We start from the raw sequence: 1,257 nt of genomic DNA on the forward strand, positions 1-1,257 counted from the left end.
ACGCCGGACGGGAAGTGCGCCATCGCCGACGCTTTCATGTCGGCGTTCAAATTTTCGATGATCGCGTGGTGGCGGTGGGTTTTGTCGGCGTCAACGGTGTTGAGTGTGCTGGTGGTGAAGAATGCGTGGAAGCGGAACAGGTCGAAAAGGGTGCCTTGCCCGGCGGCGACGGTCTTGTTCAGTTCCGGGATGCGGCGCACGACGAGGCGTCCAGGGATTTGTTCGCTCTTCTTCTTGGAGCCGAACGCGGTGAAGGGGATCTCGGCGACTTCCGCGTCGGAGATCCACCGCCCGGTGGCGTCGTCGAAGATCGCATTGGTGTATTTGATCGGGGTCCAGGCGGTGTCGGGGATGGTGCTGATACCCGCTTTCACCAGTGAATTCAGGCGTGCCGTGATCGAAACCATCGCGCCGGCGCGGAGGGCAGCTTTGATGACGGCGCTGACGTAGTAGGCGCTGTCGGCTCGTAGGAGCAGCATTCCTTTCGCGGTTGGGCTGCGCAGCCGTTTCACGGTCGCGAGGGTGTCGGAGACGAATTTCTTTGCGCCGCGGGCGGAGTTTGTGGGGCCTTTTCGTAGCCGGGAGCTGACGATGATCGGAGCGGCTGATCCGGTGCTGACGATGGCGAGCAGGGCGTTGAGGCCGCGAACTCCTGAGTAGCCAAACCCGGCGCCTTGCTTCTTGTAGCCGTGCACTTCTCTGATGGTGTCGTCGATATCGACCAGGGCGAGGTCGTCGATACCGGTCACGATCGGTGTGGCGGTGGCGAGGTTCTGCAGCCACCGGGACGCGGCGGCGTCGAGCTGGCGGACATGGCCGAAAGCGAAGGCGCGCAGGAACGATCCCAGGGTCGAGGGCGCATAGGTTCCGGTGAACAATTTCCGGAGGGCGCCGTGCCTGAGCACGGCCATATCGTCGATGGAGTCGGCGCCGGTGAGCATTCCTGCGACCAGTGCCAGCGTTTTCAGGCCGGCGTTCGCGCCGAAGTATCCGGGCAGTTTCACCCACTCATCGATCAGGGAGCCGAGGCCCGTTTTTGCAGCCAGTGCCATCGTGGGGACCAGTCCGGCTGACGACACGAGGTTGGGGTCGTCGAACGATGCAGATAAGGACCGGTGAGTGTGAGAAAGTTGCATCTACGAGATGTCTCCCTGAGCGTTGAATAGCTTGTCTAGATAACAACTATTTTAGCTGGTCAGAGGGGCATTCTCGGTTTAACGCGCCGTCAAAACCTCAAGGTCAACCGGTGGATTCAGG

1 protein-coding gene is annotated in these 1,257 nt (G+C 61.3%); it reads right to left on the bottom strand.

Annotated elements, in window-relative coordinates; genetic code table 11:
• Window positions 1–1,136, bottom strand: a 1,136-nt coding sequence (locus tag E3T43_RS11490; protein WP_134472555.1) for an IS1380 family transposase, incomplete at its 3' end; no start/stop codon positions are given.
• Between the last annotated feature and the right edge of the window lie 121 nt (window positions 1,137–1,257).

Origin of the sequence: Cryobacterium sp. Hh7 (genome assembly GCF_004403155.1) — a bacterium.
Classification (GTDB): domain Bacteria; phylum Actinomycetota; class Actinomycetes; order Actinomycetales; family Microbacteriaceae; genus Cryobacterium; species Cryobacterium levicorallinum.